Annotated in this window: 21 protein-coding genes and 2 pseudogenes; 10 read left to right on the forward strand and 13 right to left on the reverse strand. The window is 73.1% G+C overall.

The window, feature by feature from the left end:
- Window positions 1–53: 53 nt before the first annotated feature.
- On the reverse strand, window positions 54–2,627 hold the full coding sequence (locus PV342_RS12115) for a bifunctional FO biosynthesis protein CofGH (RefSeq protein ID WP_400803899.1): 2,574 nt from the start codon (window positions 2,625–2,627) through the stop codon (window positions 54–56).
- Between the two features lie 123 nt (window positions 2,628–2,750).
- Here PV342_RS12115 and PV342_RS12120 point away from each other — a divergent pair, with 123 nt between their 5' ends.
- Window positions 2,751–3,170: a MerR family transcriptional regulator gene (locus PV342_RS12120; protein WP_018559955.1), complete on the forward strand. Its 420-nt coding sequence runs from the start codon at window positions 2,751–2,753 to the stop codon at window positions 3,168–3,170.
- Window positions 3,167–3,502: a thioredoxin gene (trxA, locus tag PV342_RS12125; RefSeq protein ID WP_018559954.1), complete on the forward strand. Its 336-nt coding sequence runs from the start codon at window positions 3,167–3,169 to the stop codon at window positions 3,500–3,502. The genes PV342_RS12120 and trxA overlap by 4 nt, the downstream gene beginning before the upstream one ends.
- 71 nt (window positions 3,503–3,573) lie before the next feature.
- Here the strand turns inward: trxA and PV342_RS12130 are convergent, their stop codons facing one another.
- The 3 genes and pseudogenes from PV342_RS12130 to PV342_RS12140 all read right to left on the reverse strand — a co-directional run bounded on the left by PV342_RS12130 (window position 3,574) and on the right by PV342_RS12140 (window position 7,334).
- Window positions 3,574–5,106, reverse strand: a complete 1,533-nt coding sequence (locus PV342_RS12130; RefSeq protein WP_018559953.1) for a sodium:solute symporter family protein — start codon at window positions 5,104–5,106, stop codon at window positions 3,574–3,576.
- Window positions 5,107–5,387: 281 nt separating this feature from the next.
- Window positions 5,388–6,089, reverse strand: a pseudogene (locus tag PV342_RS12135) (SDR family oxidoreductase).
- 51 nt (window positions 6,090–6,140) lie between these two features.
- A complete protein-coding gene (locus PV342_RS12140; protein WP_500316921.1) occupies window positions 6,141–7,334 on the reverse strand; it encodes an aminotransferase-like domain-containing protein in 1,194 nt (397 codons plus the stop codon).
- Window positions 7,335–7,411: 77 nt separating this feature from the next.
- Between PV342_RS12140 and PV342_RS12145 the strand changes: the two are divergent.
- A pseudogene (locus PV342_RS12145) lies at window positions 7,412–8,277 on the forward strand (hypothetical protein).
- 79 nt (window positions 8,278–8,356) lie between these two features.
- On the opposite strand, the gene PV342_RS12150 reads toward PV342_RS12145, so the two are convergent.
- The 3 genes from PV342_RS12150 to PV342_RS12160 all read right to left on the reverse strand — a co-directional run bounded on the left by PV342_RS12150 (window position 8,357) and on the right by PV342_RS12160 (window position 10,543).
- Window positions 8,357–8,566, reverse strand: a complete 210-nt coding sequence (locus PV342_RS12150) for a DUF397 domain-containing protein (protein ID WP_026251156.1) — start codon at window positions 8,564–8,566, stop codon at window positions 8,357–8,359.
- 161 nt (window positions 8,567–8,727) lie between these two features.
- The gene (locus PV342_RS12155) at window positions 8,728–9,585 is read right to left on the reverse strand and encodes a helix-turn-helix domain-containing protein (protein ID WP_018559948.1); all 858 of its coding nucleotides are present in this window, start codon (window positions 9,583–9,585) and stop codon (window positions 8,728–8,730) included.
- Window positions 9,586–9,832: 247 nt separating this feature from the next.
- Window positions 9,833–10,543 (reverse strand): GOLPH3/VPS74 family protein, encoded by a 711-nt coding sequence (locus tag PV342_RS12160; RefSeq protein WP_026251155.1) that lies wholly within the window; start codon window positions 10,541–10,543, stop codon window positions 9,833–9,835.
- 250 nt (window positions 10,544–10,793) lie between these two features.
- Between PV342_RS12160 and PV342_RS12165 the strand changes: the two genes are divergently transcribed.
- Window positions 10,794–13,205, forward strand: a complete 2,412-nt coding sequence (locus PV342_RS12165) for a D-alanyl-D-alanine carboxypeptidase (protein WP_500316924.1) — start codon at window positions 10,794–10,796, stop codon at window positions 13,203–13,205.
- Window positions 13,206–13,582: 377 nt separating this feature from the next.
- Here PV342_RS12165 and PV342_RS12170 read toward each other — a convergent pair whose 3' ends face one another.
- The gene (locus tag PV342_RS12170; RefSeq protein WP_500316926.1) at window positions 13,583–14,773 is read right to left on the reverse strand and encodes a winged helix DNA-binding domain-containing protein; all 1,191 of its coding nucleotides are present in this window, start codon (window positions 14,771–14,773) and stop codon (window positions 13,583–13,585) included.
- Between the two features lie 157 nt (window positions 14,774–14,930).
- On the opposite strand from PV342_RS12170, the gene PV342_RS12175 reads away from it, so the two are divergent.
- The gene (locus PV342_RS12175) at window positions 14,931–15,350 is read left to right on the forward strand and encodes an SsgA family sporulation/cell division regulator (protein ID WP_500316928.1); all 420 of its coding nucleotides are present in this window, start codon (window positions 14,931–14,933) and stop codon (window positions 15,348–15,350) included.
- A 33-nt stretch (window positions 15,351–15,383) separates the two neighbouring features.
- Here PV342_RS12175 and PV342_RS12180 read toward each other — a convergent pair whose 3' ends face one another.
- The 3 genes from PV342_RS12180 to PV342_RS12190 all read right to left on the reverse strand — a co-directional run bounded on the left by PV342_RS12180 (window position 15,384) and on the right by PV342_RS12190 (window position 18,735).
- Window positions 15,384–17,672 (reverse strand): heavy metal translocating P-type ATPase, encoded by a 2,289-nt coding sequence (locus PV342_RS12180; protein ID WP_500316930.1) that lies wholly within the window; start codon window positions 17,670–17,672, stop codon window positions 15,384–15,386.
- Window positions 17,669–17,878 (reverse strand): heavy-metal-associated domain-containing protein, encoded by a 210-nt coding sequence (locus PV342_RS12185; protein WP_018559941.1) that lies wholly within the window; start codon window positions 17,876–17,878, stop codon window positions 17,669–17,671. Before PV342_RS12185 ends, PV342_RS12180 begins: the two co-directional genes overlap by 4 nt.
- A 461-nt stretch (window positions 17,879–18,339) precedes the next feature.
- Entirely contained in the window at window positions 18,340–18,735 is a 396-nt protein-coding gene (locus PV342_RS12190; protein ID WP_361001940.1) for a nuclear transport factor 2 family protein, read from the reverse strand.
- Window positions 18,736–18,992: 257 nt separating this feature from the next.
- On the opposite strand from PV342_RS12190, the gene PV342_RS12195 reads away from it, so the two are divergent.
- Window positions 18,993–20,351: a transaminase gene (locus PV342_RS12195; protein WP_500316932.1), complete on the forward strand. Its 1,359-nt coding sequence runs from the start codon at window positions 18,993–18,995 to the stop codon at window positions 20,349–20,351.
- A gap of 5 nt (window positions 20,352–20,356) precedes the next feature.
- A complete protein-coding gene (locus tag PV342_RS12200) occupies window positions 20,357–20,797 on the forward strand; it encodes an Lrp/AsnC family transcriptional regulator (protein ID WP_018559938.1) in 441 nt (146 codons plus the stop codon).
- 12 nt (window positions 20,798–20,809) lie between these two features.
- Here PV342_RS12200 and PV342_RS12205 read toward each other — a convergent pair whose 3' ends face one another.
- The gene (locus tag PV342_RS12205; RefSeq protein ID WP_018559937.1) at window positions 20,810–21,031 is read right to left on the reverse strand and encodes a cold shock domain-containing protein; all 222 of its coding nucleotides are present in this window, start codon (window positions 21,029–21,031) and stop codon (window positions 20,810–20,812) included.
- Window positions 21,032–21,087: 56 nt separating this feature from the next.
- Complete coding sequence (locus PV342_RS12210; protein WP_500316934.1) at window positions 21,088–23,403, reverse strand: bifunctional polysaccharide deacetylase/glycosyltransferase family 2 protein; 2,316 nt, start codon at window positions 23,401–23,403, stop codon at window positions 21,088–21,090.
- Between the two features lie 776 nt (window positions 23,404–24,179).
- Between PV342_RS12210 and PV342_RS12215 the strand changes: the two genes are divergently transcribed.
- The 3 genes from PV342_RS12215 (at window position 24,180) to PV342_RS12225 (ending at window position 26,001) form a co-directional block, all read left to right on the forward strand.
- Window positions 24,180–24,599, forward strand: a complete 420-nt coding sequence (locus PV342_RS12215) for a hypothetical protein (RefSeq protein WP_361001926.1) — start codon at window positions 24,180–24,182, stop codon at window positions 24,597–24,599.
- Between the two features lie 80 nt (window positions 24,600–24,679).
- Window positions 24,680–25,270: an RNA polymerase sigma factor gene (locus PV342_RS12220; protein WP_018559934.1), complete on the forward strand. Its 591-nt coding sequence runs from the start codon at window positions 24,680–24,682 to the stop codon at window positions 25,268–25,270.
- A complete protein-coding gene (locus tag PV342_RS12225) occupies window positions 25,267–26,001 on the forward strand; it encodes a hypothetical protein (protein ID WP_400802888.1) in 735 nt (244 codons plus the stop codon). Before PV342_RS12220 ends, PV342_RS12225 begins: the two co-directional genes overlap by 4 nt.
- The last annotated feature ends 11 nt before the right edge of the window (window positions 26,002–26,012 follow it).

Below are 26,012 nucleotides of genomic sequence, written 5' to 3' on the forward strand. Positions count from 1 at the left end.
CGGACTCTTTTGCACAGGTTGCCGAGGGGCGCGGCCGGGGGCCGCGCCCCGGCTCAGTCCTCCAGCACCGGCAGCAGTTCCGGGAGGTGGCCGTCGGAGGCCAGACCTGCGGCGATGCGCTCGGCGGGCACCTCGCCGTAGGTGGTGGTGCGCTGGCGGGCGGGCCGGCCGGCGGCGTCGGCGATGGCGACGAGGTCGCGGATGGAGCGGTGGGAACCGTAGCTGGAGCCGGCCATGCGGGAGATGGTCTCCTCCATCAGGGTGCCGCCGAGGTCGTTGGCGCCGGAGCGGAGCATCTCGGCGGCGCCGTCGGTGCCGAGCTTGACCCAGCTGGTCTGGATGTTGCGGATGTGGGGGTGGAGCAGCAGGCGGGCCATGGCGGTGACGGCGCGGTTGTCGCGCAGGGTGGGGCCGGGGCGGGCGATGCCGGCCAGGTAGACGGGTGCGTTGGTGTGGATGAAGGGGAGGGTGACGAATTCGGTGAAGCCGCCCGTCCGCTGCTGGATTTCGGCGAGCAGCCGCAGGTGGGCGAGCCAGTGGTGGGGCTGGTCCACGTGGCCGTACATCATGGTGGAGGAGGAGGGCAGGCCCAGTTCGTGGGCGGTGGTGATGACCTCGACCCAGGTGGCGGCGGGGAGTTTGCCCTTGGTGAGGATCCAGCGGACCTCGTCGTCGAGGATCTCGGCGGCGGTGCCGGGAACGGAGTCGAGGCCGGCCTCCTTGGCGGCGGTGAGCCATTCGCGGAGGGACAGGCCGGTGCGGGTGGCGCCGTTGACGACTTCCATCGGGGAGAAGGCGTGCACGTGCATGCCGGGAACGCGTTCCTTGACGGCGCGGGCGATGTCGAAGTAGGCGGTGCCGGGCAGGTCGGGGTGGATGCCGCCCTGCATGCAGACTTCGGTGGCGCCGACCTGCCAGGCCTGTTCGGCGCGGTCGGCGACCTGGGACAGGGACAGCGTGTAGGCGTCGGCGTCGGTGCGGCGCTGGGCGAAGGCGCAGAAACGGCAGCCGGTGTAGCAGACGTTGGTGAAGTTGATGTTGCGGGTGACGACGTAGGTGACCTCGTCGCCGACCGCGTCCCGCCGGACGTCGTCCGCGATCCGGCACAGCGCGTCCAGCGCGGCACCGTCGGCGTGCAGGAGAGCGAGCGCCTCGGCGTCGGTCAGCTTCGTGGGGTCGTCGGCCGCCACGGACAGCGCCGTGCGCACGTCCGCCTCGATGCGGTCGGGGACCAGTCCGGGCGCGGCCTGTTCGCGCAGCGCCTCCCAGTCCCCGTACACCTCGTCGAAGTCCTCGCGGCGGTCGCCGGTGCGGCCCTCGGTGTCGATGGTGCGGTGCAGGTCGGTGCGGCCCGCGGCGGTGAAGACCTCCTCGGGCTCCTGCCACGGACGGCCGGTGACCTCGGCGTCCTCGCGCGCCAGGCCGGTGGCGGGGTCGGCCAGCGCGGTCACGTGCGGCAGCAGCCGCGGGTCCAGCCACGGCTCGCCGCGCCGGACGAACTCCGGGTAGACGCAGAGCCGCTCGCGCAGCGCGAAGCCCGCCTCCGCCGAGCGCGCCGCCAGCTCCTCGATCTGCGGCCAGGGGCGCTCGGGGTTGACGTGGTCCGGGGTCAGCGGGGACACGCCGCCCCAGTCGTCGATGCCGGCCCCGATCAGCCTGGCGTACTCCGCGTCCACCAGGTTCGGCGGCGCCTGCAGACAGGCCGAGGGCCCCATGATGTGCCGCGCGACGGCCACCGTGGCCACCAGGTCGTCCAGTTCCGCGTCCGGCATGCCGCGCATCGCGGTGTCCGGCTTGGCGCGGAAGTTCTGGATGATCAGCTCCTGGATGCCGTGGTACGACCGGGCGACCTTGCGGAGGGCGAACAGCGACTCGGCGCGCTCCTCGTACGTCTCCCCGATGCCGATGAGCAGCCCGCTGGTGAACGGCACGGAGCTGCGCCCGGCGTCCTCCAGCACCCGCAGCCGCACGGCCGGTTCCTTGTCGGGGGAGCCGTAGTGGGGGCCGCCGGGCTCGCTCCACAGCCGGGTCGCGGTCGTCTCCAGCATCATGCCCATCGAGGGCGCGACCGGCTTCAGCCGCTGGAAGTCCGTCCAGCTCATCACCCCGGGGTTGAGGTGCGGCAGCAGCCCCGTCTCCTCCAGGATCCGGACGGACATCGCCCGGACGTAGGCGATGGTGTCGTCGTAGCCGTGGGCGTCCAGCCACTCACGGGCCTCCGGCCAGCGCTCCTCCGGCTTGTCCCCGAGCGTGATCAGGGCTTCCTTGCAGCCGAGTTCGGCACCGCGCCGGGCGATCCCCAGCACCTCGTCCGGGGACATGAACATCCCGTGCCCGGCGCGCCGCAGCTTGCCGGGGACGGTGACGAAGGTGCAGTAGTGGCACTTGTCCCGGCACAGCCGGGTGAGCGGGATGAAGACGCTCTTGGAGTAGGTGATGATCCCCGGACGCCCCGCCGCCTCCAGACCGGCGTCCCGCACCCGGGCCGCGCTCCGTGTCAGGTCGGCGAGGTCCTCCCCCCGCGCCTGGAGCAGCACCGCGGCTTCCGCGGTGTCGAGCGCGACGCCGTCTCGGGCGCGCCTGAGGGCACGGCGCATGCTGTTGGCGGTGGGCGGAGTCTGGGTCATCCTCCGAGGATAGGTGCGGCGTACGTCAGTCGGGTGTGTCGGGAGGATCACCGGACCGCGGGGTCCCGACGGGGAATATCCGGGCTGGCCTTGACGTCCGCGTCAAGGTCTACCGTCGGGGGCATGCGGATCGGAGAACTCGCCGAACGGGCCGGGACCACCACTCGCGCCCTGCGTCACTACGAAGCGCTCGGCCTGCTGCGTGCCCGGCGTGCGGGCAACGGCTACCGGGCCTACGACGAGCGGGACCTGAGGATGCTCCGGCAGATCCAGGCGCTGCGCGCCTTCGGCTTCGAGCTGGAGGACACCCGCCCGTTCGTGGACTGCCTGCGGGCAGGCCATCCGGAGGGGGACTCGTGCGACGCCTCGATCGAAGTCTACCGGCGCAAGCTGGCCGAGCTCGACGAGTGCATCGCCCGCCTGACGGAGGTCCGCGAGCGGCTCGGCTCTCAGCTCGCCCACGCGGAGCTGGCCTCGGCCGGGGGCGCGTCCGAACCGCGCTGTGAGTTCAGTTGCGGGGCAAGCGAGGGGAGTACGCGATGACGACGCACACCGAGGGCCTGACCGAGGTGACCGACGCGACGTTCGCCGAGGAGGTGCTGCGGGCCGAGGGGCCGGTCCTGGTGGAGTTCACCGCCGACTGGTGCGGGCCCTGCCGCCAGATCGCCCCGGTCCTGGCGGAGGTCGCCCGCGAGGAGGCGGGCCGGCTGAAGGTCGTCCTGCTGGACGTGGACCGCAACCCGCAGGCCCAGTCGGCCTACGGCGTCCTGTCGATGCCGACGCTGATGGTCTTCCGGTCGGGCGAGCCGGTGAAGTCCCTGGTGGGGGCGCGGCCCAAGCGGCGGCTGCTGCAGGAGCTCGCCGACGTCCTGTGAGGGGGCGGGCGCCGCGCGGGCGCCCGGGGCGGTTCCCGGGGCGGGTGAAGGACCGCCCCGGGAACCGGCTGTCAGGCCTTCGCGGGCTCCTCGGGCAGGGCCGCGGCGGCGGCCGCGCCGTCCCCGTCGCCGTCGGAGTTGATCTGCGCCAGGACCGCGTCGCGCTCCGGGGTGTCCTCGGGCTTGACGAAGCCGATGAGCACGTAGAGCACGAGGCTGACCGCGAGCGGCGTCACGATCTGGATCTGCAGCTGCACCCCGTCCAGGCCGTAGTTGGTGAGCCAGAAGGCGAACAGGCCCGCCGCCCAGGAGACCAGCGCCGCCGTCGGACCGGACTTGCGGAACGTACGCAGCAGCCCGAGCATGAACGGGATCGCGATCGGGCCCATCAGGCCGGCCACCCACTTGATGACGACCGTGATGATGTCCTTGAAGGTCGGCGAGTTGACCTGGGTGGCGACCGCCATCGACAGGGCGAGGAAGGCCACGGTCGTGATGCGGGCGGCGATCAGCCCGGCCCGCGCGTTCCAGCCGCGCGCCGCCTTGGACAGCACCGGCGCGATGTCCCGGGTGAAGACGGCGGCGATGGCGTTGGCGTCGGAGGAGCACATCGCCATGGTGTGCGAGAAGAAGCCGACGACCACCAGGCCCAGCAGGCCGTGCGGAAGCAGCTGCTCGGTCAGCAGGGCGTACGAGTCGGACGCGTCCGGCTTCTGCGCCTTCACCAGCAGCGGGGCGACCCACATCGGGAAGAAGAGGACCAGCGGCCAGACGAACCACAGCAGGGCCGACAGCCGGGCGGAGCGGGTGGCCTCGCGGGCGTTGGCCGTGGCCATGTAGCGCTGGGCCTGGTTCCACATGCCGCCGTTGTACTCGAACGTCTTGATGAACAGGTACGCCAGCAGGAAGGTCAGGGTGTACGGGCCGGCGGTCGGCGCCGTGTGGTTGTCGGGCAGCTTGTCCCAGACTGTCCACAGCCCGCTGATCCCGCCGATCTCGCCCAGCACGGCGACCAGCATGGCGAGGCCGGCCAGCAGCTGGATGACGAACTGGCCCAGCTCGGTGAGGGCGTCGGCCCACAGCCCGCCGACCGTGCAGTAGACGGCCGTGACGGCGCCGGTGATGAGGATGCCCTGGTTGAGGGAGACTCCGGTGAAGACCGACAGGAGGGTGGCGATCGCCGCCCACTTGGCGCCCACGTCCACGATCTTGAGCAGCACGCCGGAGACGGCGAGGGCCTGCTGGGTCGGGACGTTGTAGCGGTTCTTCAGGTACTCCAGCGGCGAGGCCACGTGCAGCCGGGAGCGCAGGCGGTTGAGCCGCGGCGCGAAGAGGTTGGCGCCGATGGCGATGCCGATGGCGATGGGGAAGGACCAGGTGACGTACGAGGTGACGCCGTAGGTGTAGGCGATGCCGGCGTAACCGGTGAACATCACCGCGCTGTAGCCGGACATGTGGTGCGAGATGCCGGACAGCCACCAGGGCATGCGGCCGCCCGCGGTGAAGAAGTCGCTGACGTCGTCGACGCGTTTGTGGGACCACAGGCCGATGGCGACCATCACGCCGAAGTAGCCGATGAGTACGGCCCAGTCGAGACCATTCATGCGTTGTTGCCCCTTCCAGGGGTCCGCCTTGTGAACGGGAGCGCACTTCGCCGGTACGTCCGTCGCGGGGCGGCGCCCCAGATTGAACCGCCTGGAAAGGGGCTGGTCAAGACCATCGGCGTTCAAGGACATGAACGTCGATCAGGGAGTAGAACGATTTTACTTGTTCTTGACCTTCCGTCACGTTGTTGCGACTGTGTGCGGCGCCCCACCATGAGCGGGTACTTCGCCGGAACGACCGCACGCCGGACGGGGCCCCTCCGGGCTCCGTCCGCCCCCAGTCAGCGCATCAGTTCGCCCGCGATCACCAGCGGCGACTGCCCGGTGATCGCGCGCGCCCGGTCGGAGGCCAGGAAGACCGCGGCCTCCGCCACGTCGCCGTTTCTGGCCAGTCCGGGCAGCGCCATCCGGTCGGCGAGCCGGTGCGGCGCCTCGTCCTCGGGTACGCCCTCGGTGTGCGCGGTGAGGCCGACGAAGGCCTGGACCGGCGGGCCCCACATCCAGCCCGGGAGCACCGTGTCGACCTGGATCCGCTCCGGGCCCAGCTCGCGGGCGAGCGAGTACATCGCCGAGGTCAGCGCGCCCTTGGAGGACGCGTACGCCGCCTGCCGCACCTGGGACGGCGCGGCCACCGCCGACTGGGTGCCGATGAAGACCACCGGGCCGCCGCCGCGCCCGCGCAGGCCGCGCAGGCAGGCTCGGGTCATCCGCAGCGTGCCGAGCGGGTTGGCGTCCAGCACGGTCTTCCAGGTCTCGAAGTCGGCGTTCGCCAGGCCGCCGAAGTGGCCGTCCATCGCGGCCGCGTGGACGACGGCGTCGATCCCGCCGAACCGCTCCTCGGCGAGGGCGGCCAGCGCCTCGCGCTACGCGGCGTCCTTGATGTCGATGGCACGCCAGGCGACGCGGACGACGGCCTGGGCGACGCGCTGTCCGAGGCCGGCCCCGACCCCGGACACCACGACGGTCCTGTCGCGCGGCAGCACGGCCCACCACCTCCACCTGGACGGAAAAACTGATGCGCCGTCACAATTGGCTCAGCCGCCCGCGATGGCCAGGGCCTTGGCGAGCCGGCGCAGCCCCTCCCCGATCTCGTCCGGGGTGTGCGTCACGAACGACAGCCGCAGCGCGGCGCGGTCGGGCTCGCCGGCGTAGAAGGGCGCCCCCGGCACATAGGCCACGTCGTGGGCCACCACCCGGGGGAGCAGCTCCGTCGCGTCGTACCCGGCGGGCAGCCGGGCCCAGACGAACATGCCGCCCTCCGGCCGGTTCCACGAACTGCCCTCGGGCAGTGCGCCGGGCAGCCCGGCCAGCAGGGCGTCCCGCCGCTCACGGTAGGCGGCGCGGACCCGGTCCAGGTGGGCGTCGAGGTCGGAGTCGGCGAGGTAGCGGGCGGCCGCGGCCTGGTCGACGGTCGAGGTGTGCAGGTCGGCGGACTGCTTGGCGACCACGCACGCGCGGCGCAGCGCGGCCGGGGCGCGCAGCCAGCCGAGCCGCATCCCGGGCGGCATGATCTTGGACAGGCTGCCGAGCAGGACCGTCCGGTCGGCGGCCGCCTCGCGCGAGGCGATCCACGGCTGCGCCTCGCCGTCGTAGCGCAGTTCCCCGTACGGGTCGTCCTCCGCGATCCACAGCCCGTGCCGCTCGGCGACCCGGGCGATCGCCTGCCGGCGCTCGGCGGTGGTCGTGCGGCCCGTCGGGTTCTGGAAGGTCGGCACCAGGTAGAGCAGTTTGGCCTTCTCCCGGACGGCGGCCAGTTCCAGGGACATCGGGTCGATGCCGTCCGCGTCGGAGGGGACGGGCACCACGCGCGCGCCCGCGAAGGCGAAGCACTGCAGCGCCGCCAGGTAGCCCGGGTCCTCCACGAGGACGACGTCCCCGGGCTCCAGCAGGGCGGTGGAGATCAGGGTGAGGGCCTGCTGGGAGCCGCCGGTGACGACCAGGTCGTCCGAGCCGGTGGGCAGTCCGGCCCGGGTGAGCCGGCCGGCGACCGCCCCGCGCAGCGCCGGGTCCCCCTCGGTGGTGGAGTACTGCAGCACCCTCTCGGGTGCCTCGGCGAGCACGCGGTCGTACGCGGCGCGTATCGCCGCCGCGTCGAAGAGCTCGGGGGCGGGCAGTCCGCCTGCGAAGGAGATCACCTCCGGACGGGCGGTCAGCGCGAGGATCTCCCGTACCGGCGAGCCGCCGACGGTGGTGGCACGGGTGGCGAGGCCGGGGACGGCGGCGCGCATGGCGGGCTCCTTCACGGTCGCGGGCGATTGCGCGGACCGTACACAGACATGTCGGGTACCGCCACGGGCTTCCATATCTGACGCTACGTCAGCTAAGGGAAGACACCCGCAGCGGGTCTACGCCGAACTGGGCTCCGTCGGCCCCTACGGCCCGGGCCTCGGCCACGCCCTCATCACCATGGTCGTGCCGCACCGCGGCCGCGAGTACGCCTGCAACCGCTGGTACGTGGACGACCACTTCATCGCCGGCGCCATGGCCATGCCCTGGATGTACCGCCGGACGCCGCTGGGTGGCCACCCGCGACCTGCAGTCACTCCGCTACCCGGAGAAGTCCGCGGTGGCCCAGCCGGTCACCCACGGCTGCTACATCACCGTGTACTGGATCACGGCCGGGCGCTACGCGGACCACATGAAGTGGACCGTCGCCATCAACCGGCGCCTCAACCGCGACTCCCGCGTCCACCACGACCGCACCCACGTCTTCACCGCCTTCCAGGACCATCCCGCCACCGTCTACCGCGACGGCGCGGACGGACCCCGGGACTTCCACGCGCTCGACCACCCCTACACGGGGCTGGCCGTCGAGGTCGTCGAGGTCGTCGACACCGATACCCCGCAGCGGTGCGAGACGCTGCTCGACCTGCTGCGCGACCGCCACCTGCCGCGGCGGCTGGCCGGTTCGCCCTCGGCGGTGGTGACCGTCTTCCGCCCCACACCGCTGCCGCTGGAGCGGATGTCCTGCGTGAAGCAGGTCGAGGGCGTCGGCACCCGGCTCACCCTGCTGTGGTTCCTGCAGCGGGAGCCGCGCGAGGTGTGGGAGGAGCACTTCACGGGGCTGGACGCCGAGGTTTCCGGCAGGGGCTCGGCCGGGTCGAACTCGTCGCGCCCTACGTCCCCATGGTGCCGGGGACCGACACCTACGTCGACGAACTGCGGGGATAGGGCGTCGGGGTGGCAGTAAGCCCCCTCGGCCAGGACGGCGTGCCGGTCGAGAGGGCCCGTACGGGTACTGCGACGGTGCTCAGTCGAGGTCGTACGTACCGTGGCTCACGTCCGCGACGAACGCCGACCAGGCCTGGGGGGAGAAGGCGAGCGCCGGGCCGTCGGGGTCCTTGGAGTCGCGGACGTCGACGGCCGACGTCGTACGGGAGGCCACCTCGACACAGGCGCCATTTCCCTGGGAACGAGTGGACTTGGTCCACGCCTTGGTGTTTCCGAGCTGAATAGCCATGATCGCTCCGAGCTTTCTTTTATGTGCAGCTCTGACGTGATCGAAGCTACTCGCCAACATCACTGCCCACAGCGGCTATTACCTCCAACGAGTGGCATATTCCAGGAGGTCTTCCGCCTCACGGGGCCCAGGTGTACTCTCCGGCATTCCCAGTCGCAGAGTCAGCGTGCGTACTCTTTCGCGGCGTCCGCGATGAACTGCCGGCTCTGCTCCGCGCTGAGCGCCTGCGCCCGCAGGTGCTCGTACATGACGCTGTAGCCGTGCACGTCCGTCGGCTTCTCCAGGTACAGGTCGCTCGTGACGCCCTCGATGTACACGACGCTGGAGTCGGTCGCGTCGGCGAACTCCAGGATCGCGAAGTTGCCGGACATGCCCGGGTGCGCCCCGGCGTCGTACGGCAGGACCTGGACCGTGACGTGCGCCTGGGTGCTCATCTGGGCCAGGTACTCCAGCTGTTCGCGCATCACGTCCCTGCTGCCGACGAGGCGGCGCAGCGCGGACTCGTCCATCACCACCCAGAAGCGCAGCGGCGAGTCCGGGTCGGTGACGCGCTCCTGGCGGCGCAGCCGGATCTCGATCCGCTTCTCGATCTGCTCGGGCGTGGCCTCGGGGAGCGTCCCCTCGATGACGGCCGAGGCGTAGTTGCGGGTCTGCAGCAGGCCCGGCACCACCAGGGAGTCGTAGACGCGCAGGGACTCGGCCTCGGTCTCCAGGCCGATGTAGACGCTGTAGGGGACGTCGCCGAAGGCGTGCCACCAGCCCTGCTGCCGGGACTCGCGGGCCATGTTCATCAGGGAGTCGACGAGGCGGCTGTCCTCGACCCCGTAGACGCTGCACAGGTCGCGCACGTCGCGCTGGCTGATGCTGCGGCGCCCGTTCTCCAGCCTGCTGATCTTCGACTGGGAGACCAGCAGCCGGGCGGCGACCTCCTCCGCGGTCATTCCCTTCTGCTCGCGCAGCTTGCGCAGTTCCGAGCCGAGTCGGCGTCGCCTGACGGTGGGATTGACGTTGGCGGCCACGGGATGTGCACCTCCGGTTTCCGGACTGGTCCGTGTTCTCTGCAGATATGTACTGCTGGTCAGCAGAGTGCCACTATCGGTCATCCCGCCGCTGGGAATTGGTCATATGCTGCGCTCTTCAAAAGAGCGGACAAACGGAGGCGCGCGGGGCGGCGACCGGCGGTTGCCGGTCGCCGCCCCGCGCGCTGCGGTTGCGGTGGGATCGCGGTCGTCACGGTGTCCGGGCCCTGCCGCCGGACACCCCGGGTCAGCGGACGCCGGCGCGGACCATGCCGTGGCCCGTCGCCCTGGCCGCCGCCGGACGCCCCTGGGCGGGGGCGCGTTTCGGCTGCGCGGCGGCACCGTTCTGCACGTCCATCACGGCGTGCGCCACGAGGCCGCCCATGGGGTCGTACCTGATCAGGTCACGGAGCCGCGATCGGGACGACCGGCCCTCGTTCCCCGGGTACAGGTGCTTGCCGAGCCCCACGGCATGGGCGATCGCGGCGAGCGCGGCGGTCCGCGGGTCCGGTGGCACCCCGGTGCGGATCGCGCTGTCCAGCCGGGCCCTGATCTCCCGGCTGACCTCGCTGTCGGTCGCCTGATAGCGCGTGGTCGGCAGCACCCCGCACATCTGCCCCGGCACGGCGTGCACCATGCCGCACCGTTCCAGATGCGTGAGATACGTCTGGCGCAGCCCCAGGCGGGGCCCGCCGATCCAGTGGACGGCGCGCACGGGGCTGCCGCGACGGCGCAGCAGTTCGAGCGCGGAGTCCAGGGTCGGATCTCCTGTCGGCCGTGGGTGCACCACGGCGATACGATCCCCGTCAGGGGCTATTCGTCCTGCGAGGGCCAGCTCCACTAGCTGTGCCCCGGCAAGACCAAGGTCGAGCGACTGCGGCTGCGCCGTGGTACCCGTGGCCGGGTCCAGGGCGAGAAGCAGTAGCTCCTCCGGAAGTGTTCTGCGGCTCCTGCCCATCCATGCCTCCCCGCGTGGATGAATGACAGGGTGACGCCTCTCACACCGGCCTGTCGAGAGCGCCTTGCCCGTTCGTGCGGGAACCGACTCATATGTCGTTCTCGTCTAGCACCGAGGGCGGCGGTGGCTCGCGGGGGGCCGGGGCGTCCCACGGCGGGTCTCACGGCGGCTTCACGGCAGAGGCCTGGAAACTGGTGTAAGGGTGAGCGGGGCGCCGCGGCGGCGCACCGCGCGATGTGGAGGAGGTCCGGTGGCGGGCGAGTCCCCCGGCAGGGCGGAGCAGCAGGAGTTGTCGGGGGAGGCGACCGGAGGCGGGGCGGTGGATCCGCGGCTGACGGTCTTCCGCGGGGCCGTGGGAGCGCCCCGGGTCGCATCGGAACCGGCCACCGGTGAACCGGAGTTCGCGCCGGAGCCGCCCGAAGCGGAGGGCGCACCGGCCCCGGACGCGAGTGCTTCGGCTACGCCGGACGACGGAGCGGACGTGGACGGCGCGGCGCAGGACGCTACGCCGGACGCGGCGGACGCCCCTCCGGCCGACGACGCGGGGGACGGCGCGGAATCCCGTACCGGCGACGCAGTCGCCGAGGAGGCCGGCGCGGAGGAATCCGCCACCGCCACCGCCACCGACGGCGACGGGAGCGGGAAGCGGGACGGGGCCGAATCCGGCACCGCCGAGGACACGGATGAGGAGCCGGCCGCCGGCGGGACGCGGGCGGAGGAGCCCGAGCCCGAGGACGCGGCGGAAGCCGGGAAGTCCGGCGCGCCGCAGGAGCGTTCCGCCACCGGGGAGGCCGGCCGCGGCGAGGAGCCGTCCGCCGGGGCGGACACAGAAGCGGAGCCCGGTGACGCCCCCGCGGGCGACACGGTCGCTCAGGCCCCGGAAGACGCCGCGGAGGACACCCCGGAAGACGCCGCGGAGGACACCCCGGAAGACACCGAGGAGGACGCCTCCGGGGAGTCCCGGGACGACGCCCCGTCTGACACCCCCGGGGGCGGCGGCGCTGAAGGCCCCTCAACGGGCCCCGGAGGCGTCAAGGGCGGACCCGGGGCGCGCGAGGCGTCCGGGGGCGGACAGGACGGCCCCAGGGCCGGGGAGGGCACGCTCACGCTGCGCGCGCCCCGTACGGAGGGCGTCGGCACGCCGGTCCGGGACCGCACCATGACCCTTCGCGCGCCCTCCGCCTCCGCGCCCGTCGCGACGCCTCCCCGGCCGAGCGGAACGTTTGTCCCGCTGCGGACCGACGACCGGCCGGCCGCGGCCCCGCAGGCCCCGATGCCCGCCCACGCGCCCGTGCCCGCCCCCGCGCAGAGCACGCGGACCCCGCAGGCCGCGGAGCCCGCCGCCGGTTCGCGGACGAAGCAGATGCCGCTGCCGCCCGACCCCGACGAGCCGCTGCGGCTGCTGGCCGAGCTGACCAACACCCCGCCGCCGCCGCAGACGCCGCTGCGCACGACCGTGCGGCGGGTCAAGATCTGGACCCCGCTGGTCCTGCTGCTCATCGTGGCCTTCTGCGTGGCGCAGGCACTGCGTCCGCTGCCCGAGCCGGAGCTGGTGTCGACCGCCGAGACCTCGTACACCTTCGAGGGCGACGAGCTCGCGCTCCCGTGGCCCAGCGAGGGCCAGGCCGTCGTCGAGGCCGAGGGCCTCGGACGCATGGGCGAGTTCGGCGAGCAGAAGCCGACGCCGATCGCGAGCGTCGCCAAGGTGATGACGACCTACGTCATCCTGCGCGACCACCCGATCAAGAAGGGCGGCAAGGGCAAGACCGTCGAGGTCGACCAGAAGGCCGAGGACCAGTACCACAGCGGTATGCAGGAGTCGGAGTCCGTCGTCCCCGTCACCGCCGGGCAGAAGCTCAGCGAGTACGAGGCGCTGGAGGCCGTCATGCTGCCCTCGGCCAACAACATCGCCCGCCTGCTGGCCCGCTGGGACGCGGGATCGGAGGCGGCGTTCGTGAAGAAGATGAACGCCGCCGCCAAGGAGCTCGGGATGGACGACACGACGTACACCGACCCGAGCGGTCTGGAGGCGACCACCGTCAGCACCGCGAGCGACCAGGTCAAGCTGGGTCACGCGGCGATGAAGGACAAGGTCTTCGCGGAGATCGCCGCCAAGATCCAGTACACGGACATCAACGGGAACGTCCAGAAGAACTACAACCAGCTGGCCGGCTACAACGACATCGTCGGCATCAAGACCGGCACCAGCACCAAGGCCGGCGGCAACCTGCTCTTCGCCGCCTACCGCAAGATCGGCGGCACCAGGCAGCTGATCGTCGGCGCGATGCTCGACCAGCAGAAGGCGCCGATCATCGACACGGTCCTCGGCCGCAGCCGCACCCTGATCGACGGCACCCGGGACGCGCTCGCCTCGGCCTCGATCATCAAGAAGGGCGACGTCGTCGGCTACGTCGACGACGGCCTCGGCGGCCACACCCCCGTGGTGGCCGGGGAGGACGTCACCGCGATCGGCTGGGCGGGCCTCGAGGTCGACATCTCGGTGGAGGCCGGCAAGGCGGGCCTCCCGCACACGGCGAACGCCGGTGACCAGGTCGGTGAACTGGTCGTCGGCAAGGGCGACAGCGTGGTCCGGGTCCCGGTCCTGCTGGAGTCGGCCCTCCTCGCGCCCCCGTTCGGCTCGAAGCTGACCCGGGTCGCCTGACCCGGGTCGGCCCGCCCGCGACGCGCGGGCGACTCGGAGGACGGGCCGGCTGGACCGCTACACGTGGTCCGGCCGGCCCGCCTTCGCCTCCTCGGTCAGCGAGCGGAACTGCTCGGCGCTCATCCGCACCCGCTGCCCGAAGTCGTCGGTCAGCACGACCCGCTGGTCGGCCGGCGCCGCCTCGTCAGTCGTCGGTCAGCACGACCCGCTGGTCGGCCGGCGCCGCTTCGTCCACGTACAGCGTGGGACAGCCGCGGTCGCGGTTGCCGCAGAACACCGCCACCTGTGCCATCGGTCCACCTCCGCCCGGTCCGCGCCCGGATCCCGCCCGGACGGTCACCGGGCGTCATGGGCGGCATGCTCGCGGTGACGGCGTTTCAGGCCGCTGGAGCCGGCGACCCGGACAACTCCCGCTCCAGAGGCGTCCGGAAGCGTGGTGTGACGCGGACACCGTCCAGCCAGCCCCCCAGCCGGGCGGCCTCGGCCCCGATCGCGGCGACGGCCTCGCGGCCGGGGTCGGCGAAGAGACGGTGGACGACCTCGCCGTCGGCGCGCTGCGCCCAGCCGCCGACCACCCGCCCGTTCCACCACACGGTGGGGCCGATGTTGCCCGACTGGTCGAAGAGCGCCGCCCGCTCCCGCCCGTCCGCCGGCAGGTACCAGTCGCGCCGCTGCCAGCCCATCGGCGTCGGATCCAGCGCGGGCAGCAGCGCCGCCCACGGCGATGTCGCGGGGACCGGTCCGGCGTCGTCCGGCAGTACGTGGCCGGTCTCCCCGTCGATCAGCACCTGTTCGGTGCCGATCACCGTGAGGGCCCTGCGGACCTCGGTCAGCGTCCAGCCCGTCCACCACTTCAGGTCGGCCTCCGTGCCCGGCCCGTACGCGGCCAGCCAGCGGCGCACCAGCTCGACACGGGCCTCCGGGGCGGGGGGCGCCTGGGTCACCGCGCCCGGGGCCCAGCGGTACTGACTGCTCGTCCAGCCGCCCAGCGGCCGTCTGCGGACGATGCGGCCCTCCGCCGCCAGCACCCGCAGGACGCGCGTCGACACCGCCTGGGTCGCCTCGTACGGCTTGCCGCGCGCCACCACCACCTGCTCGCGCAGCCCGGGCACGTCGGAGGCGAGCTGTGCGGCCGTCGCCTCGCCGCGTACGGCCAGCGCGGCGAGCACCGACTCCTCCAGCCGTGCCAGCCACCCCTCGTCCCAGCCGCCGCCGTCGGCCAGGTACCCGAGCAGTTTCCGGCGCTCCTGCGCGGCGATCGCCCGGGCCGCGGCGGAGAGCACCACCGGCGCCGAGGCCGTGGCGACGACGAACATCGTCCGGCGCATCGCGAGCAGGCGCGTCAGGCTCCCCTCCTCGTACAGCGCCCGGTCCAGGGCCGCGGCGCCGGGCGCGCGCATCCTGGCCGCGGCCGACAGGTAGACCGTCGCCGGGTCCGTGCCGTGCAGCGCCACCAGCGACTCGGCGACCTCCTCGGGGGCGGCCGCCCGCCGCTGTGCCGTGAGCCGGTGCCGTACCGCCAGGCGCCGGCGCCGCTCCTCGGCCCCAACCGTCCGTCGTGTGTCCATGGCTCATCGTGGCACGGCCCACCGACAGCGCCTTCGGCATCCTGTGACGTACATCACACAATCGGAGCCGCACGTCGCGTAAGGGCAGCGGCCGTCCGCGCTCTTCCAGGGCACCGGAACGCATCCGGAGCGCACCGCCCGCCTGCCGAGGAAGGCCATGCTGACCGACATCGACCACATCGTCAGGGCCCGTCTGCGCGGCCCGCGCTCGGGGCCCGGGGGCCGGGAGATCACCGCGACCCTGCGCTACCGCCGTGACGACCCGCTCGCCGCCCGGATCACCTTCCCCGCGGAGGCCTCCCTCGACGGCGCCGAGGTGACCTGGGTGTTCGCCCGGGGGCTGCTCACCACCGGCCTGTACGAGCCCGCCGGGGAAGGCGACGTGCGCATCCGGCCGAGCGGGCCGGAGCACACCGCCATCGAGTTCCGCACCGACGAGGGCACCGCCCTCGTCGAGGTGCGCACCTCCGGTCTGCGGGGCTTCCTGGCCCGGGTGTACGAGGCCGTGCCGCCCGGGCAGGAACCGCGCCACCTGGACATGGACGCCGTCGTCGCCGCACTCCTGGACGGGGAGTGACCGCCCCCCACGGCCCGGGGGGCGGCCGCGGGGTCAGCGTGCGAGCGGGCGGAAACCGCGCAGCCGGAGGGAGTTGCCGACCACGAAGACCGACGAGAAGGCCATCGCGGCGCCCGCGATCATCGGGTTGAGCAGCCCGGCCGCGGCGAGCGGCAGGGCCGCCACGTTGTAGCCGAAGGCCCAGAGGAGGTTGCCCTTGATCGTGCCGAGCGTGCGCCGGGAGAGCCGGATGGCGTCGGCGGCGACCCGCAGGTCCCCTCGGACCAGCGTCAGGTCGCTCGCCTCGATGGCGGCGTCCGTGCCCGTGCCCATGGCGATCCCGAGGTCGGCGCGGGCCAGCGCGGCGGCGTCGTTGATCCCGTCGCCCACCATGGCGACGGACCTGCCCTCCCGCTGGAGCCGGGCCACGACGGCGACCTTGTCCTCCGGCATCACCTCCGCGATCACATCGGAGGCGTCGATGCCGACCTCGGCGGCGACGGCCCGGGCCACCGCCTCGTTGTCCCCGGTGAGCAGCACCGGGGTGAGGCCCAGGCCGCGCAGCAGGCGCACGGCGTCGGCGCTGGTCGGCTTCACGGCGTCGGCGACGACGAGCACGGCCCGGGCCCTGCCGTCCCAGGTGGCCGTGACCACCGTGCTGCCCCGGGCCTCGGCCTCCGCCTTGGCGCGGGCAAGCCCCGCCGGGAGCGGCCCGGGCGGCTCCTGGCGCCCGACGGCGACCTCGTGGCCGTCGACGGTGCCACGGACGCCGAGTCCGGGCAGCGCGCGGAACCCCGTGACGCCGGGCAGGGCGCCGGTGCGTTCCTCCGCCGCCCGCGCGATCGCGCGGGCGATGGGGTGCTCGGAGGCGTGCTCCAGGGCGCCGGCCAGGCGCAGCACCTCGTCCTCCCGTTCGCCCTCGGCGAGGTGGACGGCGGTCAGCGTCATGGCGCCGGTGGTGACCGTCCCGGTCTTGTCCAGCACGATGGTGTCGATTTGCCGGGTGGTCTCCAGGACCTCGGGTCCCTTGATGAGGATGCCGAGTTGCGCGCCCCGTCCGGTGCCGACCATCAGCGCCGTGGGCGTGGCCAGGCCGAGCGCGCACGGGCAGGCGATGATCAGCACGGCGACGGCCGCCGTGAAGGCCGCGGCCGGCCCCGAGCCGTTGCCGAGCCAGAAGCCGAGCGTCGCCAGGGCGAGCCCGATCACGACGGGCACGAACACCGCGGAGATCCGGTCGGCGAGGCGCTGCGCCGCCGCCTTGCCGTTCTGGGCGTCCTCCACCAGGCGGGCCATGCGGGCCAGCTGGGTGTCCGCGCCGACCCGGGTGGCCTCCACGACCAGACGGCCGCCTGCGTTCACCGTGGCTCCGGTGACGGCCTCGCCCGGCCCCACCTCGACCGGTACGGACTCGCCGGTGAGCATCGAGGCGTCGACCGCCGAGGTGCCCTCCCGTACGACGCCGTCGGTGGCCACCTTCTCGCCCGGCCGCACGACGAACAGGTCGCCGACGGCCAGTTCGGACGTGGGGACGCGCACCTCGCGCGCGCCGCGCAGCACGCCGACGTCCCTGGCGCCCAGCTCCATCAGGGCGCGCAGCGCGGCGCCCGCCCGGCGCTTGGAACGGGTCTCGAACCAGCGCCCGGCCAGGATGAAGGCGGTCACGCCGGAGGCGACCTCCAGGTACAGGTTGGCGGAGCCGTGACCGGGGGCGACGGTCAGCTCGAAGGGGTGCCGCAGGCCGGGCACACCCGCGTCGCCGAGGAAGAGCGCCCACACGGACCAGCCGAAGGCGGCCAGCGTGCCCATGGAGATCAGCGTGTCCATGGTGGTGGCGCCGTGCCGCAGGTTGGTCCACGCCGCCCGGTGGAAGGGCCATGCCGCGTACGCCACGACCGGCGCGGCCAGGGTCAGGGACAGCCACTGCCAGTTGGGGAACTGCAGGGCGGGGACCATGGCCATCGCGATGACGGGCACGGCGAGCACGACGGCGGTCAGCAGCCGCTGCCGCAGCGTCGTGAGCTCGCCCGGCTCGGAGTCCGCCTGCTCCCGGGGCACGTCGGTGACCGGCGGGGCGGGGAGCGCGGCGGTGTAACCGGTGGCCTCGACGGTGGCGATCAGGTCGCCGACGCCGATCCCGCCGCCGAACGCCACCTTGGCCTTCTCGGTGGCGTAGTTGACGGTGGCCGTGACGCCGTCCATCCGGTTGAGCTTCTTCTCGATCCGGGCGGCGCACGAGGCGCAGGTCATCCCGCCGATCGCGAGTTCGAGCTCGGTGACGCCCGCAGGGGCGGCCTGCGCTGCGATCCGCGGGGTGACCTGCTGCTGATCCGGGAGGGTCATGCCGGGCCGACCAGTTCGTAGCCCGCCTCGTCGACGGCCGCGCGGACCGCCGCCTCCTCCAGGGGCGCGTCCGAGTCGATGGTGAGCAGGCCGGTCTTGGCGTCCACGGTGATGCCGGTCACACCGGGGAGGGCCGCGACCTCCTTGCTGACCGCGGACTCGCAGTGACCGCAGCTCATCCCGGAGACGCTGTAGCTGACAGACATGGGTTCTCCTCGTGCGTTCTGTGCGTGTTCCGGTGTACGGCGTCGGGCTCCGCGCCGTCCACCCACCACCAAATTATACCCCCTAGGGGTATCGCGGAAGGGGAGGGTGAGGGGGCGGGGGGCGGTGGGGCGCCGGGTTGCGCTCGCCCGCGGGGGAGCGCCGGGATGCCGGCCATGGCAACTCGGCCCGACCCGGCCCGCCTTGGCCCCGGATCACGACCGGCAGGGGGCGCGGCCTCCTCCGTGCGATCTCGGGGTTGTCGTGCGCGTCGCGTCTTCCGCCCGCGCGGTCGCGCGTCGCGAACCGCCGCGGGAAGCGCGGGGGAGTGGTGACGGTGCCGCGTACGGCCGGTGCCCCGGCCCTCCCGCTCACCTGCGGGCGGCACCACCCGGCCGCGGGGCGGCGGCAGAGCGCGCCGCCACCTTCCCCCCGGTCGTCGCCGCCGTACGGGCGGCCCCGCTCAGGACCAGAACCGGTTGGTGGCATCGAGGTCGGCGACGCACTCGTCGACGTCCGTGATCCGGTCGCCGACGATCCGGAACACGATGCCGCCCGGCTGGTCGAGGTACTCGCCCCCGCGCTCCGCCGTGAGGTGGTGGAGCGACATCGCATGGCCGCGGCCGTCGACGAGCACCTGCCGCAACTGGACCCGCATGCTGCCGTCGGTCTCCTCGGTGAGCCTGCGGTAGTACCCGATGATCTCGTCCCGGCCCTTGTAGTGCCCGGCGAGCGGATGGTCGCCGGGCGAGTGGTGGGCCGCGTCCCCGGACAGCAGGCCGGCCAACGCGTCCATGTCGCCCCGGGTGAACGCCGCGTACGCCTTCTGGACCAGCACGGAGTGAGGGTGTTCCGTCATGGTCATCGCCGCCTTTCCCCGCCGTCCGTCCCCGGCCTGACACAAGCCACCCTGGCACCGGTCCCCGGCGGGCGCACCCGCTGCGGCCGCGGCGTCCCCGGCCGCTCCCGGTCGCCCCGGAGCCGGTGGGTCCGGTGCTTCCCGGCCGTCATCGGATAGGGATTCGATCGTTTGAACGCTCGAATCACTTGCAAAGGGGTGGTCGTGCAGTGGAATCACGCGTACGGTCGGAGCCGCCCGTAGCCGAGGAGGCCCCCATGTCCGTCGACCGCACCCGCCTGAAGGAACTGCTCGCGCGGGAGACCGCCGAGGCCGCCGCCCGCAACCCCAAGTCACGCGCCGCGTACGAGGCCGCCGACCACCTCTTCGGCCGGGTGCCGATGACCTGGATGAACAAGAACGCCGGCGCCTTCCCCCGCTACCTGGCCGGTGCCCGCGGCGCCCGCGTGACCGACATCGACGGCCACGAGTACGTGGACTTCTGCCTCGGCGACACCGGCGCCATGGCCGGCCACTCCCCGGAGCCCGTCGCCGAGGCGATCGAGCGGCGCTACCGCGAGCAGGGCGGCGCCACCGCGATGCTCCCCACCGAGGACGCCGAGTGGGTCGGCGCCGAACTCGCCCGCCGCTTCGGGCTGCCCCGCTGGTCGTACGCGCTGACGGCGACCGACGCCAACCGGTGGGCCATCCGCCTGGCCCGCGCCGTCACCGGACGGCAGAAGATCCTCTTCCACAGCTACTGCTACCACGGCAGCGTCGACGAGTCCCTGATCGTCACCGGCCCCGGCGGCCGTGGTGGCGCCGGCCGTCCCGGCAACGTCGGCGCACCGTGCGACGTCACGCTGACCAGCCGCGTCGCGGAGTTCAACGACCTGGAGGGCCTGGAGCGGGAGCTCGCCCACGGGGACGTGGCCGCCGTCCTGATGGAGCCCGCCCTCACCAACATCGGGATCGTGCTGCCCGAGCCCGGCTACCTGGAGGGCGTCCGCGAGATCACCCGCCGGCACGGCGTCCTTCTGATCAACGACGAGACCCACACCTTCTCCGCCGGGCCCGGCGGCGCCACCGCGGCGTGGTCCCTGGAGCCCGACGTCCTCACCATCGGCAAGGCCATCGCCGGCGGTGTGCCGGCCGGCGCCTACGGCCTCTCCGCCGACCTCGCCGACCGCCTGCTGTCCCGCGGCGACCTCGACCTGGTCGACATGGGCGGCGTCGGCGGCACCCTGGCGGGCAACGCCCTGTCCGTCGCCGCCATGCGCGCCACCCTCGAACACGTCCTCACCGACGACGCGTTCACCGCCATGTCCGCCCTCGCCGCCCGCTTCGAGCGGGGCGTCGCCGACGCCGTCGCCGCCTACGGCCTGCCCTGGTCCGTCAGCCGCCTCGGCGCCCGCACCGAGTACCGCTTCGCCGCGCCCGCGCCGCGCAACGGCACCGAATCGGCGGCCGTCTCCGACCCCGAGCTGGAGGACTTCCTGCACCTGTGGCTGGCCAACCGCGGCATCCTCATGACGCCGTTCCACAACATGGCCCTGATGTGCCCGGCCACCACCGAGGCCGACGTCGACACCCACACCGCCCTCTTCGCCGCGGCCCTGGCCGAACTGGCAGGCTGAACCCCGTGGACGACATCGACCGCGCCATCCTCCGTGAACTCCAGAGCGACGGCCGCATCCCCTACGCGGACCTCGGCCCCAAGGTCGGGCTCTCCCCGTCCGCCGCCCGCCAGCGCCTGCAGCGGCTGATCGACGGCAAGGTCGTCCAGGTGGTGGGCGTCACCGACCCGATGGCCATGGGCGGTCAGGCGATGGCGCTGCTCGGGGTCCGCGTGGACGGCGATCCGCGCGCGGTCGCGGACGCGCTCGCCGCCCGCGACGAGGTGGTCTACGCCGTGCTCACCGCCGGGCCATACGCCCTCTTCGCCGAGGTCGTCTGCCCGGGCCCGTCCGACCTGCTGGACTTCGTCAACGACGTCGTCAGGACCGCGGAGGGCGTCGCGGGCGTGGACACCTTCCCGTACTTCGGCATCCACACCCACCGCTTCCTGTGGGACGTGGGCTGAGCGCGGGCCCGGTCAGCCCTTCGGCACGACGCGCAGGGCGCGGTACTCGTACCCGTCCTGCGCGAAGCCCGGCGCCTCCCACTCCAGTGCCACCGGCTGGCCGGCGGACAGCGTGCGGAAGCCGTTCATCTCGATGTCGCTGTAGTGGGCGAAGCACCCCCCGGGCGTCTCCGGGCAGTCCAGCACGCCCCAGCCCTCTTCCTCGTACCACTCGCGCACGGTCGCATGAGCCATGCCCGCAGCCTAAGCGCGTCCGCGGCGCGGGGCGCGTCCACGAGGGTCAACGGGCGTCACGGGCCCTGGCGGCCGTCCCACATGGCGTCCGACGGGGGGTACGCCCTCGGCAGTGCGCCCCCGTGCAGCTGGGGGACATCGGCGGAGTGGGAGGCACGGGCCTCCTCGACCCAGGAGTCGGCCAGCAGCGTGGGCGATTCCGCCGTCCCGTCCGGGGCCTGCCGATCCGAACCCGAAGCCGGGACCGACAGGCTGCCGTAGCGCTCCATCCGCTGCCAGCGCAACCGTGACCCGGCGAGGGCGGTGGCCACCGACTGGATCACCACGAGGTACATCAGCTGCCGGTAGACGAACTGCTGCAGGGGCAGGCTCCACAGGGGACCCGCCCGCTCGCCGTCCAGCCGGAAGGCGTACAGGCCCATCACGGTCTGCAGCGCCAGGAATCCCAGCCACAACCCGACGATGCGCACGGGGTCGAGGAAGACCAGCCCGTAGACGGCGAAGACATCGACCACCGGGGCCAGCAAGGGCAGCAGCACCTGGAAGAGCATCAGGTACAGCAGGCCGCGGCGGCCGAGCTTGCCGGCCGCACCGGTCTGCAGGAGCGCCCCGCGGTGCTTCCACATCGCCTGCAGCGTGCCGTAGCACCAGCGGTAGCGCTGGCGCCACAACGCGCCCAGCGAGGCAGGGGCCTCGGTCCAGGCGATCGCGTCCTCCTGGTACACCACACGCCAGCCGGCACGGCAGAGCGTCATGGTCAGATCGGTGTCCTCGGCGAGCGTGTCGTCGCTGACGCCGCCCGCCCGCACCAGGGCATCGCGACGGAACGCTCCGACGGCCCCGGGCACGGTAGGCATGCACTCCGCGAGATCGAACAGGCGGCGGTCCAGGTTGAAGCCCACCACGTACTCGATGTGCTGCCAGCGGCCCAGCAGTCCCCGGCGGTTGATGACCTTGGCGTTGCCCGACACCGCGCCGACACGCGGATCGGCGAAGGGCTGCACCAGTCTGCGCACCGCGTCGGGTTCGAAGACCGTGTCGCCGTCGACCATCACGAGCAGGTCGTACGAGGCCGCCGCGATCCCGGTGTTGAGTGCCGCGGGCTTGCCCGCGTTGGCCTGCCGGATGACGCGTACGGAAGGCAGCCGCAGCGACTCCACCAGGTCGGCCGTGCCGTCGGTGGAGCCGTCGTCGACGACGACGATCTCGACGGGATGGTCGGAGGCGAGGAGCGAACGGACCGCGGCCTCGATACCGGCGCTCTCGTTGTACGCGGGCACGATGACAGAGACAGGAACGGTCACCGGCGGCCCCCACGGGACCTCACGCGTGCGGACGTGCCGACGGGCCGCGACCATGACGGCGGCGGCGCGCAGCAGAGCGAGCGCGCCCGCCGCGTACAGCAGCCAGCCCAGGATCCGGAGGGCCCACGCGCTGCCGGTGAGCGCGCCGATGAGCCCCAGACCCAGCCAGTGGTCGCCGGCGGTGGCGGGCCGAGTGGACTGGGGCAGCCGTACCGCTCCGCTCACCGTCGTCACGGAGAAGCCCCGGTCGGCGAGTGCCGAGAGCAGTGGGTCCAGCGCCTTCAGCGTCTGCGAGCGGTCGCCGCCACCGTCGTGCATCAGCAGGATCTGTCCGGCCGTGCCGCGTGGGACCGAGTCGGCGACGATCCGGTCCACGCCCGGCCGCCGCCAGTCACCGCTGTCGAGCGTGCTGAGCACGGTCAGGTAGCCGTCCCCTGAGGCCGCCCGGATGGCGGACCAGTCCTGGTTCGTCACCGCCGCGTTCTTGGACGAGTACGGCGGGCGCAGCAGCGAAGTGGTCTTTCCGGTGGCACCCGCCAGCGCCAACTGGGTCTGGCGCAGTTCCAGCGAGCGCTGCCACTGCGGGAGCGTGCCCAGGTCGGCGTGGGTGAAGCTGTGGACACCGATCTCGTGCCCCTCGGCGAGGATGCGCCGCACGATCTCCGGATGGGCGGCGATCTGGGTGCCGACCACGAAGAACGTGGCGTGCGCATGATGGCGGCGCAGGACGTCGAGGATCTTCGGCGTCCACCTCGGATCCGGGCCGTCGTCGAAGGTGAGGGCTATGGTGCGCGCCCTCGGGCCGGCGGTGCGGACGGTGTGCGAGGAGCCGTCGACGACCGGGCCGCCGTCGCTCACGGCGGACGGTACCCGGTCGGAGGCACCGGCCGGCTTGGCGGCGTCGTCGCCGATCCCGGCCATGTGGTGGGTGTAGCCCTGGATGACCAGTGCCGCGCTCAGCGTCAGGACCAGCATCGTCAGCAGGAGCCAGTGCGTGCGCAGCGGCACGCTGCGCACGACGCCGCGGTGGCCGCGTCTTCGCGGGCGGCGGGTGTGGGCACGCGTCATCGGGGTCGCTCTCCTCGGCGGTGGAACACGGTCGGCCCTAGTCGCGGCCACGAGCGGTACTGCGGGCGGGGGCGGGGTGCGTGGTCGTGCTCCTGCCCCGGGTCGCGGCGGGTGCCGGGGTCGTTTTCGCGGCCCCCGGAGCGCTGCTCGCTCCCGGGCTCGGTGGGGCCGTGGCCGCGGTCCCCGGCCGGGGTGCGGATGCGGGCGTTCGGGATGCCGCGCCGGACGGATTCTCCGGAACCGCGGACGATGCCGGCTCCGGACGGCCCGGGTCGTCCCCGGCGCGCTGCGGTGCCCCTGACGCAGGGCCACGGGAGTGGTGTTCCGCGGAGTCGGGCAGGGGAAGGTACGCCGAGGAGGCGCCGGGCCCGCCCAGCAGGGCGCTCAGCAGAACGGCGATGTACGCGACCGCGGGCACGGCGAGCAGGAGCCCGAGCCGCCGGACCCGCCGCTGCCGACGCCCGGAGGTGTCCACGAAGACGGGTCCCGTGGCCGCGTGGCGACGGGACGCGACAGGGCTTTCCCGCTGCTGCGGGTGCGTGTCGGGCTCGGTGGTCTGGTGCACGGCCGCGCACCCTACAAGCGACCCGGCTCCGTTGACGAACGCCACCATATTCCGCCCAAGACGGGTATTCGAGGGTTTCCCTTCATCTGCCCCTTTCATCATGTTCGCCCCCGGAGCGCGGCGTCGGGGTGTAACGCTTTCGGGGCCGGTTGCGCCCCCGTGGATAGCCGCGTGCAGCACGGCACGCGGGCCCGAGGAGCGAGGGGGCAGGATGAAGCAGGACGTGACCAACCCACCGGTGGCCGTGCTCGGGCCCCGCCTCGCCGCGGACGTGGTGACCATGGCCCGCGAAGGGGCCAGGATCAGGCTCGACTACTCGCCGGCGAGCCTCACCCTGGTCGACCGGGTCATCGAGGCCATCCGGAGCGAACGGCCTCCGCTCCAGGCCGTGACTCCGACACTTCGGGGGTTCGGTGCCTACACGGGCGAGGTGCTCGTCCGCGCGGCCGGGGCGGCCTGGGTGGAGTTCGATGCGGAGGAGCGCGGTACATTCGGGCAGCCGTTCGGAATCCGCACGCCGGACGGGCGAGTCTGGAACCCGCTCGGACGGGCGATGAAGCGGTACGAGAACGGCGCGGCGGACAGCCTGCGTCTTTTCTGCCTCTCCGTGATGGGCCGGGGCCAGGTTTGACCTCCGTCATGTCGCGAGAGTCTGGTCCTCGCGGGGCGACAGGGTGAGACGGACGGGGCGACGAGCACGAAGAGGACGCAGTGGGCAAGGCGGAGGTCCGTCGGCGCGACCGGCTGGGCGAGGGCGAACTCGGTGATGCGGTCAGACGGGCCCGCGACGGTGACGAGACCTCGTTCGCCGTTGTCTACCGGGAGGTCCACCCGATGCTCCTGGGCTACCTGCACGGCCTGGTGGGCGACGACGCCGAGGACGTGGCCTCCGAGACCTGGCACGACATCGTCCGTGACATGTCGCGCTTCCGAGGTGACGGCCAGGCCTTCCGCGGCTGGGCCGCCGCGATCGCCCGGCACCGGGCACTGGACCACATCAGGAGGATCAAGGCGCGGCCCCGCACCACACCTCTCGAGGGTCGCGTCCCCGAGCCGCCGACGCTCGATGACGCCGGCGGCTCGGCGCTGGAGAACCTGTCGACGCGGCGGGCGCTCGATCTGATCGCGGGACTGCCGCAGGACCAGGCCGAGGCGGTCCTCCTGCGCGTGGTCGTAGGACTCAACGCGCCCACTGCGGCCAAGGTCCTGGGCAAGCGGCCGGGCGCGGTACGGACCGCCGCCCACCGGGGTCTGAAACGCCTGGCGGAGCGCCTCGACGGCGCCGGGGGAAGTGAAGGATGAAGGACAGCAGAGAACACGGCGACTGGATGGACGCCTCGCTGGCGGAGCGGTTGCTCGACGGCGCTCCGGTTGGCGACGCCGACGGCCGGGCGGCCCGTGTGGCGGGTCTCCTGGCGGTCGCGTCCGCGCCGTCGGCGGCTGATCCGGCACGGGAGCGGCTGGTACTGGCGGCGTACCGACAGGCGCGGGACGCCGGGACCACGCGGCGGCGACGGTCCGGCCTCGGCCGGCGTGCCCGGGTGGTGGCCGGAGGGCTGGCCGCGGTCTTCGCCCTCGGTGGTGTGGCGGTCGCCGCGCAGACGGGCACGTTGCCCAACCCCTTTCACTCGACCACGACAACACCCCGTCCGGTGACCTCCGGTTCGGCGGGGTCCGTCGCGCCGGTCTCCTCCGCGTCCCCCGGTTCAGTCGCGCCCACGCCCACCGCATCCGTGTCCACGTCTCCCACCGCACCCACGGCGAGCAGGACTTCCGGCGCGCATCCCGTCCCGCCCGGTTCGCCGGGCGTGCCGCCAGGGCTCACGGAGGCGGAACCCAGGGGCCTGTGCCAGGCGTACGTCAAGGCCGCCGGGCGGGGTGAGGCCATGGACGCGGCCGCACGGGCCATGCTCGAGAGGGTGGCGGGCGGAAAGGACGCCCTGGGCCCCTACTGCGACCGGCTCCTCGGCCCGGGCGCCGCTCAGAGATCACAGGCTCCCGCGCCGCCCACGGAGAACGGCGGGCACCGTTGACCGCCCGCGCC

This window comes from Streptomyces sp. PA03-3a (assembly GCF_033792735.1).
Lineage (GTDB): Bacteria > Actinomycetota > Actinomycetes > Streptomycetales > Streptomycetaceae > Actinacidiphila.